This window comes from Acidovorax radicis N35, assembly GCF_000204195.1.
Lineage (GTDB): Bacteria > Pseudomonadota > Gammaproteobacteria > Burkholderiales > Burkholderiaceae_C > Acidovorax > Acidovorax radicis.
The window spans coordinates 44,387-58,822 of record NZ_AFBG01000016.1 but is presented as its reverse complement, the minus strand read 5'-3'; the positions used below and the strand labels follow the sequence as shown (position 1 = coordinate 58,822).

Here is a 14,436-nt window from a genome sequence, read left to right as displayed (position 1 = left end):
CATGGACGCGCTTCTTTTTGCCCCGGTGGCGGTTGCCATTGCGCTCACGCCCGGACCCAACAATTTCTGTGGCCTCAACAACGGCATTCGCGCGGGGATTGGTGCGGCCATGGTGGCGACGCTGGGGCGGGTGGCTGCGTTCGCGATTTTCCTGACGGTGTCCGCGGTGGGCCTGGGGGCGATGTTGCTGGCGTCCGAGGCCGCCTTCACGGCCGTGAAGTGGGTCGGGGCCTGCTACCTGTTCTGGCTGGGCTGGCGCGCGTGGCGCAGCCGCGAGTTCAGTGGGCTGGACGTGGTGGACGGCGCAGATGGGGGTGTGGTGAAAGCGGGCGGCACCCCGGTGCGCCTGCAATCGCTCATCGCGCAGGAGTTCTTGCTGGGAATCACCAATCCCAAGGCCATCATCCTGTTTGCGGCCATCTTTCCGCAGTTCATCGACCCCAGCCAGCCGGCCCTGCGCCAGTTTGTGGTGCTGGGGGCTGTGTACCTGGGGGCCGAGTTTGTGTCCACGGCGGTCTACGCGGCCGGGGGCCGGCAGATCCGCCGGTTTATCCGCACCTCGCGGGGCGTGGTGCGCCTCAACAAGGCCACCGGCGGATTCTTCATGGGGGCGGGTGGCCTGCTGCTGGCCACCAATCGGTAAAAACTCTCGGGGACTACATCGCCTTGAACAGGTGCGCGTAGAGGCGGCTCACCGGCAGCTTTTCAGCGCGGCCCGCCAGCTCCAGATGCAGCTTGCCCGCCTCGTCGCGGGTCACGGTGGTGATGGCACTGGCGCGCACCAGGGTGCTGCGGTGGATCTGCCAGAACACCTGGGTGTCCAACTGGCCGATCAGGTCCTTGAGCGGCGTGCGAATCAGGTATTCGCGCGCCGCAGTCAGCACCCGCACGTATTTGTCGGCCGCTTCAAAGTACAGCACGTCGGCCACGGGCACCATGTGGATCTGGCTGCCGCTGCTGGCCTGGATGAGGGTGAGGGGCGTGGTGCTGCTCGGTGCCGCCGCAGCGGGCGGCGACGCGATGCCGGGAGCTGTCAGCAGGTGGCGCAGCTGCTCCATGGTTGCTTCTAAATTGATAGCTGGTTGCGCTTTATTCATCAGCGCCAGCTGCAGTTTTTGCACGGTTTTTTGCAGCCGGGCCGCCTGCACGGGCTTGAGCAGGTAGTCCACGGCCTGCGCTTCAAACGCCTGCACCGCGTACTGGTCGTAGGCCGTCACGAACACCAGCGCGGGAAAGGGCCGGCCCGAGGGGCCTTCGGTGGGCCAGGCGTCGGCCAGCTCCACGGCGGCGTCCAGGCCGCTCTGGCCGGGCATGCGGATGTCGAAGAACAGTACGTCGGGCAGCAGGGCCAGGGCCTGCTTGACGGCCGACAGGCCGTCCCCCACGGTGGCGGCAATCTGCAGCTCGGGCCAGGCCCGGGTCAACTCCTGCTGCAGCGCGGCGGCCAGCAGGTGTTCGTCCTCGGCAATCAGGGCGCGGGGGGCGGGCTGGTTCATGGGTGGGTGACAGATTTCAAAGGAAAAACGACGCTGGCGCTTGTTCCACCTGCGCTGGCAGCTATCAAATCAAGAGTTCCTGCAGCACCATGCAATGTGGCCAGGCGTTCGCGCACCTGGGTCAGGCCAAAGCTCTGGCCGGGGCCCGGGGTGGGCAGGGTGTCGGGAAGGCCCGCGCCGGTGTCGTTGACTTCGACGACCAGCAGTGGGCCGCTGGGCCCCGGGCGCGTGCTGGCGCGCACGGTGATGTGGCCGCCTTCCACCTGGGGCTCCAGGCCATGGCGGATGGCGTTTTCCACCAGCGGCTGCAGCAGCAGCGGGGGCACGGGCACATCCCGCAGCGCATCCGGCAGGTCCAGCGTATAGGCCATGCGCGGGCCCATGCGCACCGCCATCAGTTCCAGGTAGTCGCGCAGGCGGTCAAACTCGTTGGCCAGCGGATGCTGGGTGCTGCGCGACGCGGTGAGCGTGGCGCGCAGGTAGGCGATCATGCGGTCCAGCATCTCCTGTGCGCGCACGGGGTCGGTGCCGATCAGCACGCGCAGATTGGCCAGCGTGTTGAACAGCATGTGGGGTTCGAGCTGGGTTTCCAGGAGTTTCAGGCGGGCCTCGCTGGCGTGCATGCGCGCCTCGGCCATCTTGTCTTCCAGATACGCCGATTTGTGCATGGCGTAGAAGTAGTAGCTGCCCACCAGCCCGGCAATGGCCGTGATGAGGATGGAGGTGCGCTGGTCCGCCCCGGACAATGAGGTGCCAGCCGGGTAGAAGCGGAAGTAGTACACGCACAGCGCATCCGCCAGCAGCGTGCCCGCCAGGTAGCCGATGACGATGCCCGCAATCACCAGCGCAATGCCCTGCCAGCCCTGCGGCCAGCCCGTCTCGGCGGCCGATGGGATCAGCTCGCGGCCCAGGTCGATGATGGCCCAGGTGAAGGTGCCGATCAGCACCGAATACACCACCGGCGGCCCGTAGGGCTTGTCGGGCATGAAGGCGTACTGGAGGGTGGCCACGACCAGCGTGAAGGCCACCACCTGCAGGTAGTGCCGTAGCTTGCTGATGCCGTTGAACTGGTGCCGCAGTGTCATGGCCGGTTCTGGCGCTGCGGGTCTTGCTTCTGCGCCTGCGCGCGCTGCAGGGCTTCGCGCTCGCGCTGCACCATGCGCTCGCGCAGGCCGCTGCCGCTGCCCAGCAGGAATACCGATACCCCATGCAGCCCCAGCCCCAGCCCCCAGCCCAGCAGCGGGTAGACCGACCAGGGCCGCGTACCGAACGCATAGCGTGACATGGCAAAGAGCGCCGCGTTGACCAGCACGAACGCCACGGCGTGCACGTACCAGCCCAGCTTGGCACTGGCGCGCCGGCGGGCCAGCGCTTCGATCTCTTCGGGGCTCAGGGGTGAGGACATGGCAGTGGCGGGGGGTAGGGTTGGAAGCTGGGTGGCGCTGCAGGGATTCTAGGGGCGGGCTACGCAGGGCAGGCGTGGCGCGCCACCGTGGCCACAGCCTGGGCGTCCAGCGTCAGCCCGATGTGGTTGACGCCAGGCACGAGGGTGACGGGCACGGGCTTGCCGGCCTGGGCAAACACATCGGCAAAGCGGTCGGCGTAAAAAAGCTCATCGTCCTGCCCGGCCACGATGCAGACGGTGCCCCGGGCATTGCGGATGTCAGCCTGGTAGTCATTGTGGGGGCGGAAGTTGGTGGCTACCGTATATGAATAGCGGGGCGTGAGCAGCTCGCGTGCTGCATCGTTGAGGGCATAGCTCAGCACGGGCAGGTGGTTCCATCGGGTGATACCGATCTGGTTGAGCATCGTGATGGCAACCATGCGGGGCAGGCCTACCGACGCCCAGCCGCCGCTGTCAGGCCGCGATGTGGGTGCGTTGTGGTGCAAAAAAGGCGACAGCAGCACATAGCGGCCAAACAGGTCCTGCCGCGCGCTGCCTGCGAAACGCAGCGCAAACCCGCCGCCTGCCGAAAACCCCATCAGCGTTTGCGGGCCAGCGTGCGGCACGGCGCGCAGAAAGTCTTCGATGTCGTCTTCCAGCTGGCCCACATAGGCGGCCTGGCCCCGAGGGCCGGATGCGCCGTGCCCCCGTATGTCCAGGGTCGCCACGGCATGCCCCTCGGTCGCCAGTGCCTGCGCCAGCACATGCATGGACTGTCCGCGCGCGGAAGACCCATGCACCAGCACCACTCGGTGTTTTGGGGCGTCTGCCGTTGCCTGGGGGGGACTGTAGCTGTGCCATGCCAGCGATGTGCCATCGCGCGCTGTGTAACGCTGGGCCGGAGGAACGCGGCTGTAGTCCACGCCCTTGAACGGGTCGTTGACGCTGGTCAGTGGCGGGATGTTTTTGGGGCCGCCCCAGGCAATGGCGGCGGCAAGGCCTGCGAGGCCTGCGGCCAGGAGGATGGCTGTGATGAGCATGGGGTACCGGCGGCGGGGCCGCAGTGTGGCGGACGGCGTCATGGTGGCTAGCAGGCCGAGTGTGGCGGCAGAGAGGAGCAGCATGATGGGAGGGGCGAGTGGATTGTTGAGGCCCGGTCAGTGCGCCGCCTGCAGCGGTGGCGGCGCTTGCAGTGGCTGCAGGTGCTGCGCAAAGAAAGCCACGATCCGTGCATCCACTTCGGGCAGCACCTTGCGGTCAAAACCGGGGGGATCGCCCAGCAGCGCGGTTTGCACATCGTTGAGCAGGTGCAGCGGCGGCATGGGCGAGAGCATGGCGCCGTGGCTGGCGCCCGGCAGGTGGGCCACATGGGTGCAGCGGTCCTGGCAGGCAGAGAGCACAGCGCTGCTGTGAAAGCGCGGAATCTGGTTGACATCCATGCCAGCGGTCACCAGCCCCAGTGCGATGCGCGGGGTGGCGAGGGTAGCCATGTCAAAGTCTGCCGCAAAGGGCACGCTGGCCACGGCCGCCTGCACGCGCGGGTCCTGGTGCGTGTAGGCGGTTTCATCGCCAAAACGGTGGCGTATCACGGCCAGTGCAAACCATTTCTTCAGGCCGTCCAGCAAGTTGCCGTGCAGCCGGGTGATAAACCCGACGCAGGAGGAAAAATCCTCGGCGATGTGGGCCTCGCAGTGCTGGCGGAAGCGTGCGGGCGACCATGCGCCGCCTGCCAAGCTCAGGGCAGTGTGGCCACCGGCGGAACCGCCGAAGACCCCCACTTTGTCCAGGGCCAGCAGCGGGGCCAGGCGGGTGTCCTGGGCCACGGTGTCGATGGCGCGGGAGACCTCTGCGGGGCGGCGCTTCCAGCTCTCGGGGCCGGGGGTGGACGGGTCCCTGGAGCTGTCTCCCGCATGTTCGGGCAATGCCACGACAAAACCTGCGGCCACCATTGCGCGCGCGAGATCGGTGTGTACCCACGGGTTGCCGCCCGACCCGTGCGTGATGACGATCAGGCGGCCGTTGCCCCGCACGGGGGTGCCTTGCCAGGCCAGCTGCAGCTGGAAGGGGCCGCGTTGCACGGGTTCGTCGGCGCTGCTGCTGGGGTAGAACACCGTGACGGGGCCATCCCCCGGCAAGCCCGGCAGTTCCGCCAGGCCGGTGCCCGCCTGGCATGCGGCGGCAGCGCCCAGGGCCAGCAGGGCGAGGGTCAGGCGTCGAAGCATCTTCATGGGATTTCTTTCGTGCGGATGGAGGGTGTTGGCGGGTTCAAGGACGTGGGCCCTGCTGTGCCAGTCGGTCTCGCTCGGCCTGCACCATGCGCTCGTGCAGCCCACCGCCCGCGACCAGGAACACCACCGCCCCATGCACCGCCAGGCCGATGCCCCATCCCAGTGCGGGGTACACCGCCCAGTGCCGGCCACTGGCGGCCGACAGGGTGATCAGCAGCAGGTTGACCAGCAGATAGACCCCGGCGTGCATGTACCAGCCCAGCTTGGCCCCGGCGCGCTTGCGGGCCAGGCGTTCGATGGGGTCTTGGGTGAGGTGTGCGTAGCGCATGGTGATGTCTCCAGGCAAGGTGAGGCAGTTCGATGGAAGTGGAGGGTTCGGGCGGGGCTCAGGTGCCCACGGGGGCTGCGCCGTAGACCACGCTTTGCTGTGCCAAGCGCCACATCCGCAGTGCACGGGCGGCGAACAGCCCATTGAACACGCCATACAGGGCCGAGATCTGCAGGGCAAAGGCGCCATCCCGCGCCAGGGAGGGCTGCATGGCCAACTCGACCCCCACGAAATACTTGGTGAGAAAGATGCCGACGATCAGTGCGAGCGGCATGGCGCTGCCTGGCACGTAGAAGCTGCGCGACGAGGATGCGTAGAGCGTGCCGGTGGGGGCCGTGGGCTGGAACCACAGGGCCAGTGCGGTGATTGCGGCCGCGGCAGCCAGCCAGGCGCCTACGGCCTGTGCGGCCATGGGCGCCGAACTGCCGAATGCCGACAGGACGCCGGCGACCGAAAAGACGGCCATGCCCAGGGGCATGAGCTGGGTCCGGCGCAGGCTGGCGGTGCGGTCGTACAGCTGGCTGGCTCCCAGCCCCACCAAGGCAGCCAGCAGGCCCCAGACCCAGTAGGGGGTGTGGGTGACGACCTGGATCAGCGCCTGAGGCTGGTGAACAATCATATTGAGCAGCATGGTGTGGCTCCTGGGTAGGGATGGATAGGGGGGTGGAGGAAAGAGTCAGATCACGCCCAGTGCAGACCAGAGCGAGTGCCCCAGAAAGCGTCCGGGAAGAAGGGTGAAGCCACCGGCCACCACGCAGGCGCCGATGTAGACCTTTTGCATGGTCTGGCGGTGGCCTTCGATGTTGCGGCGGGCCAGGAAGACAAAGGACAGCACCAGCAGGCCCAGCGTGACCGGAATCAGCAGGTGGATGGGCCCGAAGCTCCCCCAGCGGGGACCATGGCCTCCATTGATGAAAATGGCAGAGACAGCCGCGGCCACCATCAGGGTCACCCAGGCGTACCCGGCGGCGCGGTGCAGGCGGGGGCGTTGGGTAGCGCCCTTGCGGGCCCACAGGGCGATGGGGCCGATGGCGGTGGCTGCCAGCGCAGCGGCGAGGTGGATGGCGATGACGGGGGTGAGTTGCATGGCGGTGCTCCGGGCTCGTTCTTCAATGGAGCGGACTTTGCCGCCACCGCCGGAGTGATTCCAGCGGCTTGCGACGAAATGCGGATCGACTGCCGCGAAATGCAGGAGCGCGGCGCGACCTGTGGGTGCTTCCGGGGGCGGTCGCTGGGGCATGGGTCTCCCTGCTCCCATGGCTTTGACCCCAAGGTTTACTTTTCTTCGCACAGCGTTCAAGGCAGAGCGCGAAATGAGCCTCTACGATCCGGTACGGTTGGACCCCGGCCCAGCCTGCACCCGAGAACACGAATCAGGACCGCCATGAATCCCCAAGAAGTCAACGCGCCCCCGCCATCGGCGATTCCTCCCGCCCCCTCTGGCAAACCGCCACGACGTTCCCGCTGGGTAGGGAGTCTTCTGGCCCTGGTACTGGTGGCGCTGGTGGGGGGTGCCGCGTGGTATCTCATCGAGCGGGCCAATGGCGAATCCAGCGGCGGCCCGGGCAATCCAGGGGGTGGACGCCCCATGGTGACGGTGGGGGACGCCCTGGTGCGCAAGGCGGATTTGCCGGTGGTCGTCGACGCACTGGGTACGGTGATCCCGGCCACCACGGTCACGCTGCGGCCCCAGGTGTCGGGCATGCTGACCCAGGTGCTGTTCACCGAGGGCCAGATGGTCAAGAAGGGGCAGTTGCTGGCGCAGATCGACCCCCGTCCCTTCGAGCAGGCACTGATGCAGGCCCAGGGCACCCGCCAGCGCGACGAGGCGCAGCTGGAGAACGCCCGCCTGACCCTGGAGCGTTACCGCACCCTGTTGTCGCAAGACTCCATCGCGCGCCAGGATGTGGACACCCAGGCCGCGCTGGTCAAGCAGCTGGAGGGCACGGTGGTGACCGACAAGGCCCAGGAGGGCACGGCACGGCTGAACCTGGACTACACGCGCATCACATCGCCAGCCACAGGGCGGATCGGCTTGCGCGCCGTGGATGCAGGCAACTACGTGACCTCGGGCGACACGGCAGGCCTGGCCACCATCACCCAGGTGGCCCCGATCGATGTGCAGTTTTCGGTGCCGCAGGACCGTGTGGCAGACATCCAGGCCGCCCAGGCCACTCATGGCGGCGCGGATGCATTGGCCGTGACGGCACTGGACCGCACCCGCAAGGCCGAGCTCGACAAAGGCCGGTTTTCTACGCTGGACAACCAGGTCGATACCACCACAGGCACCGTCAAGGCCAAGGCGCGGTTCGAGAATGCGGCGGGCGCGCTGTTTCCCAATCAGTTCGTGAACGTGCAGCTGCTGCTGCGCAATGTGCCTGCGCTGGTGGTGCCCGTGACTGCCGTGCGCACGGGGGCCAATGGCGACTATGTCTATGTCATCAACGAAGACCGCACGGTGTCGCTGCGCAAGGTCAAGCGCGGCCAGGCCACGGTGGGGCTGATGGCGATCACCGAGGGCCTGAAGGAGGGCGAGCGTGTGGTGACCGAGGGCGGGGACCGTTTGCAGGATGGCATGGCCGTGCAGCTGCCGGGTGCGCAGGCCGCACGCCCACCCCGCGCGGGGGCCAGCAGCCCGCGCAGCGGCGCTTCGGGTGAAGGTCGCCAGCGCCGTCAGCGCCCTGCGCAAAACCCCTGAGCGCGGATGCCAGCATGAGCCCATCGCGTCCGTTCATTGAAAGGCCCGTGGCCACTGCGCTGCTGATGATTGCCATCGTGCTGGCAGGGTTGCTGGGTTTCCGTTTCCTTCCGCTGTCGGCACTGCCCGAGGTGGACTACCCCACCATCCAGGTTCAGACCTTGTACCCTGGGGCCAGCCCCGAGGTGATGAGCCGCACCGTGAGTGCTCCGCTGGAGCGGCAGTTTGGCCAGATGCCGGGGCTGGAGCGCATGGCTTCCACCAGCGCCTCGGGGGTGTCCATCATCACGCTGCAGTTTGGCCTGGGGCTGGCGCTGGATGTGGCCGAGCAAGAGGTGCAGGCCGCCATCAATGCCGGCAACTCGCTGCTGCCAGCGGACCTGCCCGCGCCGCCGGTGTACGCCAAGGTCAATCCGGCGGATGCACCGGTGCTGACGTTGGCCATCAGCTCTGACACGTTGCCGCTCACCGAGGTGCAGAACCTGGTGAACACGCGCCTGGCGCAGAAGATCAGCCAAGTATCAGGCGTGGGGCTGGTGTCGCTGGCGGGCGGGCAGCGGCCTGCGGTGCGCATCCAGGCCGACACCAAGGCGCTTGCGTCGTATGGTATTGGCCTCGACACCCTGCGCACGGCCATCACGTCGGCCAATGCCAACAGTGCCAAGGGCAGCTTTGATGGCCCGCAGCGCTCCTACACCATCAACGCCAACGACCAGTTGTTGACGGTGGACGACTACAAGAACCTCATCGTGTCGTGGCGCAACGGTGCGCCGGTGCGCATGCTGGAGGTGGCGCGGGTGGTGGACAGCGCCGAGAACAACCGCCTGGGCGCCTGGGCGGGCGAGACTCCGGCGATCATCCTCAACGTGCAGCGCCAGCCGGGCGCCAACGTGATCGCCACGGTGGACAACATCAAGAAGCTGCTGCCCGAGCTGCAGGCGGGCCTGCCCGCGTCGCTCAAGGTGCAGGTGTTGTCTGACCGCACCACGGGCATCCGGGCCTCGGTGCACCATGTGGAGCTGGAACTGGTTCTGGCCGTGCTCATGGTGGTGTTGGTGATCTTCTTCTTTCTGCACAGCCTGCGCGCCACGGTGATTGCCAGCCTGGCCGTGCCCATTTCGCTCATCGGCACCTGTGGCGTGATGTACCTGCTGGGCTACAGCCTCAACAACCTGAGCCTGATGGCGCTGACGATTGCCACAGGCTTCGTGGTGGACGATGCCATCGTGATGATCGAGAACATTGCGCGCTACCTGGAGGAGGGGGAGTCGCCGTTCCAGGCGGCGCTCAAGGGGGCCACGCAGATCGGTTTCACCATCATCTCGCTGACCGTGTCGCTGATCGCGGTGCTCATCCCGCTGCTCTTCATGAGTGATGTGGTGGGCCGGCTCTTTCGCGAGTTTGCGGTCACGCTGGCCATCACCATCCTGATCTCCGGCGTGGTGTCGCTCACGCTCGTGCCCATGATGGCGGCGCGCTGGCTGCGCCCGGAGCCCGTGGGAGGCCCGCAGGGCGTCGCAGGGCGCATCAACCGGGGGTTCGAGCGGGTGATCGGGGGCTACGACCGCTGGCTGCAATGGGTGCTGCGCCACCAGGGCGCAACCATGGTCGTGGCTGTGATGACGCTGGCACTCACGGCACTGCTGTATGTGGTGATTCCCAAGGGCTTGTTCCCCACGCAGGACACCGGGCAACTTCAGGCGCGCATCGAGGCATCGCAAGATGTCTCATATGCCCGCATGACCGAACTGCAGCAAGCGGCCGTGCGCGCCATCCTGCAGGACCCGGATGTGTTGTCGCTCAGCTCGTTTGTGGGTGTCGATGCGGCCAACAACACCATGCTCAACGCCGGGCGCATGCTGATCAACTTGAAGCCGCAGCGGGATGCGCAGGAAGCCATCATGCAGCGGCTGCGTGAGCATGTGCGGTCTGTGGCGGGTGTCACGCTGTACCTGCAGCCCACGCAGGATCTGACCATCGATGCGGAAACCGGGCCCACCGAGTACCGCGTGTCGATTGGCGGAGTGGACGCTGAGCAGGTCAATGGCTGGACCCGCAAACTCGCCCTGCGGCTGCAGAGCGAGCCCAAGGTGCGCAACGCCACGACCGACGCGGGTGCGCAAGGGCTTTCGGCCTTCGTGGACATTGACCGCAACACGGCATCGCGCCTGTCGATCACGGCCAGCTCGGTGGACGACACGCTCTACAGCGCTTTTGGCCAGCGCATCGTGTCCACCATCTTTACCGAGACCAACCAGTACCGGGTGATTCTGGAGGCGCAGCAGGAAGGCATGAACACGCCAGAGGCCCTGGGCACCTTGCAGTTGCGCACGGGCTCTGGCACACCCACGCCCCTGGCGGCCGTGGCCACCATCCGTGAGCAACTGGCACCGCTGCAGGTCACGCGCGTGGCCCAGTACCCGGCGGCGACGCTGGGGTTTGACAAGGCCGAGGGCGTATCTTTGGGCAGCGCGGTGGACGCCATCCGCGCTGCCGCCAAGGAGATCGGCATGCCACAGGGCCTCTCGATGGAGTTTCTGGGGGCTGCCGGGGCTTACGAAAAATCGCTGTCCAGCCAGTTGTGGCTCATCCTGGCGGCCATGGTCTGCGTGTACATCGTGCTCGGGGTGCTGTACGAGAGCTACATCCATCCGGTGACGATCCTCTCAACCCTGCCTTCCGCCGGGGTGGGGGCCCTGCTGGCGCTCATGGTGTCGGGCAATGATCTCGGGGTGATCGGCATCATCGGGATCATCCTGCTGATCGGCATCGTCAAGAAAAACGCGATCATGATGATCGACTTCGCCATCGACGCGGAGCGCCACCAGGGCATGGGGCCGCAGCAAGCCATCCACCAGGCTGCATTGCTGCGCTTTCGCCCCATCCTCATGACCACGCTGGCGGCGCTGTTTGCGGCGCTGCCGCTGATGCTGGGCTGGGGTGAAGGGGCCGAGCTGCGCCGGCCCCTGGGGCTGGCCATTTTTGGGGGGCTGATCCTGAGCCAGATGCTCACGCTGTTCACCACCCCGGTGATCTATCTGGCGTTTGACCGGTTGGGTCGTCGATGGTCAGGCCGGGGCACGGCGGCGGCGCCGGTTCAGGCTGGAGAGGCTCCATGAACCTGTCGCGCCCCTTTGTGGAGCGGCCCGTAGCCACCGTGCTGTTGACCATTGGCCTGGCCTTGGCGGGAATTGCCGCTTTTTTTGTGCTGCCTGTATCGCCTTTGCCGCAGGTGGACTATCCGGCCATTTCGGTCTCGGCAAGCCTCGCGGGGGCGAGTCCCGAAACCATGGCCACCAGCGTGGCCACGCCTCTGGAGCGGCGGTTGGGGGTGATTGCCGGGGTCAACGAAATGACCTCGACCAGCTCCAACGGATCGGCCCGTGTGAGCCTGCAGTTTGATCTGAACCGCAACATCGACGCGGCAGCGCGCGAGGTGCAGGCCGCCATCAACGCGGCGCGGGCCGATCTGCCCGCCACGCTGCGCAGCAACCCCACCTACCGCAAGCGCAACTCGGCGGCGTCCCCGGTCATCATCCTGGCGCTCACCTCCAAGACGCGCACGCCGGGCGAGATCTACGACGCCGTCTCCAATGTGGTGAGCCAGCGCCTTTCGCAGGTCGATGGTGTGGGCGAGGTGGAGATCGGGGGCGGGTCGCTGCCCGCCGTGCGCGTTGAGTTGCTGCCCTTCGCGCTCAATCGCTATGGCATCAGCACCGAAGATGTGCGCGCAGCCATCCAGGCCTCCAACGCCAACCGGCCCAAGGGCGCCATCGAAGGGGATGGCCGCCGGTTGCAGATCTACACGCCATCCCCAGCGCGCAAAGCGGCAGAGTACGAGTCGCTCGTGATTGCCTGGCGCAACAACGCCGCCGTGCGGCTGGGGGATGTGGCGCGCGTGGTGGACGGTGTGGAAAACCGCCGCACGGTGGGTCTGTTCAATGGCGACCCCGCCATCATCGTGCTGGTCACGCGCCAGCCGGGGGCCAACATCATCGAGACCGTGGATGCCGTGCGTGCCCTGTTGCCCGATTTGCAGGCCCAGCTACCGCAGGACATCCAGGTGGCCGTGGCGTCCGACAGCACCAACTCTATTCGTTCGTCCCTGCATGAGATCGAGCTGACACTCATGGTGTCCATTGCCCTCGTGGTGCTGGTGGTGGGCCTCTTCTTGCGCAAGGCGCGCGCCACGGTGATCCCGGCTGTGGCCACAGTGGTGTCGTTGCTGGGCACCTTCGGGGTGATGTACTTCCTGGGGTTCAGCCTGAACAACCTGAGCCTGATGGCACTGACCGTGGCCACAGGTTTTGTGGTGGATGACGCCATCGTGGTGCTGGAGAACACCATGCGGCACATCGAGGCCGGGATGGACCGCATGGAGGCAGCGCTGCAAGGTGCGCGTGAGGTGGGCTTCACCGTGCTGTCCATCAGCCTGTCGCTGGTGGCGGTGTTCATCCCGCTGCTGTTCATGGACGGGCAGGTGGGCCGGCTGTTCCGCGAGTTTGCGGTCACGCTGTCGGCGGCGGTGATGATCTCGCTGGTGATCTCGCTCACGACCACGCCCATGATGTGCGCGTGGCTGCTGCGGGCGCACGACCCGGCCAGCGACAAGCCCCCATCGCGCCTGGCACGCTGGGCCGAGCGGGGCTACCAGGGCGTGCTGCGTGGGTACGAACACAGCCTGGACTGGGCCCTGGCCAGCAAGGGTCTTGTGGTGCTCATCCTGCTGGCGGTGATCGGGCTCAACGTGTACCTGTTCGCCAAGATCCCCAAGGGGTACTTTCCCGAGCAGGACAATGGGCAGCTCAATGCCGGCCTGCGGGCCGACCAGAGCATCTCGTCCGATGCCCTGGCGCGCAAGTTGCGCGAGGCGGTGGAGATCATCCGCAAGGACCCGGCTGTGGATACGGTGGTGGGCTTCTCGGGCGGCAGCCGGGCGGGTGGCGGCTTCATGTTCGTCAACTTGAAGCCGCTCAAGCAGCGTACCGACAGTACGCCTGCCGTCATCGCCCGTCTGCGGCCACAGCTCAACCAGATCACCGGCCTCAGGGTGTTCCTGAATCCCGTGCAGGACCTTCGCATGGGCGGCCGGTCCAGCAACTCCACCTACCAGTACACGCTCAAGAGCGACAACATGGCGGACCTCAAGCAGTGGGCGGGCAAGCTGGCCGATCGGATCAAGGACGAGCCCTTGCTCAAGGACGTGGACACCGACCAGGCCGAGAACGGCGTGGAGACCTATGTGGAGGTGGACCGCGCGAGTGCGTCGCGCCTGGGCGTGAGCGCATCGGCCATCGACAACGCGCTGTACAACGCGTTTGGCCAGCGCTCGGTGGCCACGATCTATGGTGAACTCAACCAGTACGCCGTCATCATGGAATGGGGGCCTGAATATACGCGGGGGCCGCCCGCCCTCAAGGACATTTACGTGGCGGCGAACCCCAGCGGCGCCACGGGTACGGCGGCCAACCCCGGCCAGCGCGGCGCGTCCACGGGCAACGTCATCAGCACCATGCCGTCCACCATGGTGCCGCTCAGCGCAGTGGCGCGCGTGGTGGAGCGGGCGTCTCCCACCTCCATCAGCCATCAGGATGGCGAACTGGCCACCACCATCTCGTTCAACATCGACCCGGGGACCTCGCTTGCGCAGGCGCGCCAGGTCATTGGGCAGGCCGAGGCTGACATTGCCATGCCCACCAACGTGCGCGGCAGTTTTCAGGGCACGGCGCTCAGTGCTCAGCAGTCGCAGGGGCAGCAAGCGTTCCTGATCATCACGGCCATCGTGGTGATCTACATCGTGCTGGGCGTTCTGTATGAAAGCCTCATCCACCCGATCACGGTGCTCACCACGCTTCCGTCCGCGGGCGTGGGGGCGGTGCTGGCGCTGCTGCTGTTCAACATGCAGTTCACCATCATTGCGCTCATCGGGGTGTTTCTTCTGATCGGCATCGTGAAGAAGAACGCCATCATGATCATCGACTTCGCACTGGACGCCGAGCGCGCGCGCGGGCTCACGGCCCTGGAAGCCGTGCGCGAGGCCTGCCTGTTGCGGTTTCGGCCCATCCTCATGACCACCATGGCGGCGGCGCTGGGCGCCTTGCCACTGGCCATCGGTTTTGGCCAGGGCTCTGAACTGCGCCAGCCCCTGGGGGTGGCGATCATCGGTGGCCTGATTGCCAGCCAGTTGCTCACCTTGCTGACAACACCGGTGGTCTATGTGCTGCTCGACAAGCTGCGCAAGCCCGCACCCAATGAACAACAACTGAGCCGTGCCGGAGCCCCCGGTGCCGCTGTCTGATTGC

12 protein-coding genes are annotated in these 14,436 nt (G+C 66.6%); 4 read left to right on the top strand and 8 right to left on the bottom strand.

All coding sequences use genetic code 11. The features are described from left to right. The first annotated feature begins 1 nt into the window (after position 1). Positions 2 to 643, top strand: coding sequence for a LysE family translocator (locus tag ARADN35_RS0105110; RefSeq protein ID WP_010459728.1), 642 nt, complete (start codon positions 2 to 4; stop codon positions 641 to 643). A gap of 13 nt (positions 644 to 656) precedes the next feature. Here the strand turns inward: ARADN35_RS0105110 and ARADN35_RS0105105 are convergent, their stop codons facing one another. Genes ARADN35_RS0105105 through ARADN35_RS0105070 form a run of 8 tightly spaced genes read right to left on the bottom strand, consistent with a single transcriptional unit; the run spans position 657 to position 6,523 of the window. Then, complete coding sequence (locus ARADN35_RS0105105; RefSeq protein WP_010459726.1) at positions 657 to 1,496, bottom strand: LytR/AlgR family response regulator transcription factor; 840 nt, start codon at positions 1,494 to 1,496, stop codon at positions 657 to 659. Then, a complete protein-coding gene (locus ARADN35_RS0105100; protein WP_010459724.1) occupies positions 1,493 to 2,581 on the bottom strand; it encodes a sensor histidine kinase in 1,089 nt (362 codons plus the stop codon). Before ARADN35_RS0105100 ends, ARADN35_RS0105105 begins: the two co-directional genes overlap by 4 nt. After that, positions 2,578 to 2,901 (bottom strand): 2TM domain-containing protein, encoded by a 324-nt coding sequence (locus tag ARADN35_RS0105095; RefSeq protein WP_010459723.1) that lies wholly within the window; start codon positions 2,899 to 2,901, stop codon positions 2,578 to 2,580. The genes ARADN35_RS0105100 and ARADN35_RS0105095 overlap by 4 nt, the downstream gene beginning before the upstream one ends. Positions 2,902 to 2,960: 59 nt before the next feature. Then, on the bottom strand, positions 2,961 to 4,004 hold the full coding sequence (locus ARADN35_RS0105090; protein ID WP_010459720.1) for an alpha/beta hydrolase: 1,044 nt from the start codon (positions 4,002 to 4,004) through the stop codon (positions 2,961 to 2,963). Between the two features lie 33 nt (positions 4,005 to 4,037). Further along, positions 4,038 to 5,108: an alpha/beta hydrolase family protein gene (locus ARADN35_RS0105085; protein WP_010459718.1), complete on the bottom strand. Its 1,071-nt coding sequence runs from the start codon at positions 5,106 to 5,108 to the stop codon at positions 4,038 to 4,040. Positions 5,109 to 5,145: 37 nt separating this feature from the next. After that, complete coding sequence (locus ARADN35_RS0105080; RefSeq protein WP_010459716.1) at positions 5,146 to 5,436, bottom strand: 2TM domain-containing protein; 291 nt, start codon at positions 5,434 to 5,436, stop codon at positions 5,146 to 5,148. Between the two features lie 58 nt (positions 5,437 to 5,494). Further along, the gene (locus tag ARADN35_RS0105075; protein ID WP_010459714.1) at positions 5,495 to 6,067 is read right to left on the bottom strand and encodes a DUF6622 family protein; all 573 of its coding nucleotides are present in this window, start codon (positions 6,065 to 6,067) and stop codon (positions 5,495 to 5,497) included. Between the two features lie 45 nt (positions 6,068 to 6,112). Beyond that, on the bottom strand, positions 6,113 to 6,523 hold the full coding sequence (locus ARADN35_RS0105070; RefSeq protein WP_010459712.1) for a DUF2306 domain-containing protein: 411 nt from the start codon (positions 6,521 to 6,523) through the stop codon (positions 6,113 to 6,115). Between the two features lie 297 nt (positions 6,524 to 6,820). Between ARADN35_RS0105070 and ARADN35_RS0105065 the strand changes: the two genes are divergently transcribed. From ARADN35_RS0105065 to ARADN35_RS0105055, 3 genes are read left to right on the top strand one after another with little or no spacing between them, the layout of a single operon-like run. Then, positions 6,821 to 8,134 (top strand): efflux RND transporter periplasmic adaptor subunit, encoded by a 1,314-nt coding sequence (locus ARADN35_RS0105065; protein WP_035196757.1) that lies wholly within the window; start codon positions 6,821 to 6,823, stop codon positions 8,132 to 8,134. A 14-nt stretch (positions 8,135 to 8,148) separates the two neighbouring features. Then, a complete protein-coding gene (locus ARADN35_RS0105060; protein ID WP_029413350.1) occupies positions 8,149 to 11,253 on the top strand; it encodes an efflux RND transporter permease subunit in 3,105 nt (1,034 codons plus the stop codon). Next, a complete protein-coding gene (locus ARADN35_RS0105055; RefSeq protein ID WP_010459706.1) occupies positions 11,250 to 14,432 on the top strand; it encodes an efflux RND transporter permease subunit in 3,183 nt (1,060 codons plus the stop codon). The genes ARADN35_RS0105060 and ARADN35_RS0105055 overlap by 4 nt, the downstream gene beginning before the upstream one ends. The last annotated feature ends 4 nt before the right edge of the window (positions 14,433 to 14,436 follow it).